General features: G+C 43.6%; 1 protein-coding gene. It reads right to left on the bottom strand.

The window, feature by feature from the left end; genetic code table 11:
* Positions 1-80: 80 nt before the first annotated feature.
* Positions 81-1,358 carry a group II intron reverse transcriptase/maturase gene (gene ltrA, locus K332_RS0112150; RefSeq protein ID WP_026907691.1) on the bottom strand — a complete coding sequence of 426 codons (1,278 nt, stop codon included), beginning with the start codon at positions 1,356-1,358 and terminating at the stop codon, positions 81-83.
* Between the last annotated feature and the right edge of the window lie 704 nt (positions 1,359-2,062).

Here is a 2,062-nt window from a genome sequence, read left to right as displayed (position 1 = left end):
AAAATCGAGTAGGGGTCGCCATCTCTGACCACCCCTCTCACAGAACCGTACGTGCGGAACTTCGCATACGGCTCCTCCCACTAATCCCCTTTGGGGACAATAGGAGTAATTCTAGATTCAAGACTGACCAGTCCAAGACTTTTAAAGAATTTATTATCAAGAGCCGCATGTACCATGGGGCTCTTTGAGCTTCTCCAGGAGAACATTCTTATTCCTCGCAAGCTTGATTCGTTCCACCCTTTTCTTCTTAATGCCCTGTGAAGATTTCTGACTTTTCTCCAGCTCCTTAGCTGGACCATTCGAAGTCTTCTTCTAATCCAAGCATCAAGATTCTTAAATAGGTTTTTGACATTTCCTTTGCCAAAATAGTTTCCCCATCCTCTGATTAATGGGTTTAATCCCTCTTTGACTAAGACTTCAATATCCACCGTCTGATTCTTTCGAGTCTTTTTCTTTATCTTTTCTTTGAATTTCATAAGCTTTTTCGGGTCAACACGGCGAATATCACGATAAAATTCATACCCAAGGAATGTAAATGGCTCTTTCCTAGAATCCACTACTTTGGATTTCTCTTTGTTAATGGTAAGTCCTAGCTCACCTTCCAAATATTTCGTTGCGTTTTTCATGACACGCTCTGCGCCTTTTTGGCTCTTACATAGAATAATGAAGTCATCCGCAAAGCGAACTACTCGATGTCCCCTGTTTGTCATAAGCGTGTCAAATTGATGTAAATAAATATTGGAGAGTAACGGACTTAACACACCACCTTGCGGGGCTCCCTCTGTAGTCTCTTCATAGATTTGCTCATTCATAATTCCAGAAGTAAGAAATTCCCGGATAAGTCCAAGAACAGAGCCATCCGTTATTCTCTTTCGAGTTTCCGCAATAAGTCTATCATGGGGAATGGTATCAAAGTAGGATTGTAAGTCTGCATCTACTACATACGTATAGCCTTGTTTGATATACTCTGAAACCTGGGCTATAGCCATGTGAGCACTAATATTAGGACGAAATCCATAGCTACAAGGAAGAAATTCCTTTTCAAAAATGGGTTCTATAATGTTTCTAACTGCTGCTTGGACAATACGGTCTTCAACAGTAGGTATACCAAGTGGTCTCAACTTCCCATTATCTTTCTTGATAAACTTTCTCCTTACTGGTTTAGCGCGATATTCCTTTGTTTTGAGCTTTGATTGAAGGACTTCTAGATTATCCTCCAATTCCAGTTCATAATCATGGATGGTCACCTTATCGACTCCAGGTGCTCCTTTGTTCTTTCTGACAAGTTCAAAGGCAACTAGTAAATTTTCCTTCCTATACACCTTGTCATAAAGGCTGTACCAGACTCTTCTTTCCATCTAAAATCTCCTGTTGTGTAATTTAGTTCCTATCTGTTTTGTTTCTGTTTCTCCGTTTTATGTTTACTTGTGGAGTCAATAGCTACAATGGCAGTTCTCTCCATGTTCAACTGGTGGTGGGCGGCGTACCCTTCTGTTCGGCCCTAGCGTCCGTGTCTACACTGCTAGCTTCTGCCCACTTCCACAGACATTAACCTGGAACTTAGATTATCTTCATGGGTCACACCCTTCGCAAGTATCCTGCCTTTTCAGGCATGAATACCCAAGTGCTACTTAGAACACTCTCACTTATGTGCCACCCTCGCTTCCATTGCTAGAAGGTCCTAGGCATAAGCTTCCTAGCTACTATGGTGGTCTCTGACTTCTCCCCTCGCATCTTGCTTTCTCAGATTACCTCCTTGAAACACAATACCTATCTGGTCGGACAAAGGGAGACCTCTGTGGGTCACATCGCTTCCTTTCCCCCTAGCCCAGCCCTCTTAACATTTCGAGCTACGTCAGTTATTGGGACTTCCTGTTTTCTTGCACAGTCACCCTACTCTCATGCCAACATGGGATACTGGCTCTGGTCAGGGGTTTGCCTTCAGACCCTCCGCACGGCTCCTCACGGTCTCCGCACTGTCTGTTAGCTAATACTTACCGACTGAACGGCGGTCGTATTCGGGACTTTCACCCTATAGTGAAGCGTGCTGCCACACGCACAA

This window comes from Paucisalibacillus globulus DSM 18846 (assembly GCF_000482485.1).
In the GTDB taxonomy this organism is placed as follows: Bacteria; Bacillota; Bacilli; order Bacillales; family Amphibacillaceae; genus Ornithinibacillus; species Ornithinibacillus globulus.
The sequence above is the reverse complement of the archived record's forward strand: the minus strand, read 5'-3'. Positions and strand labels throughout refer to the sequence as shown.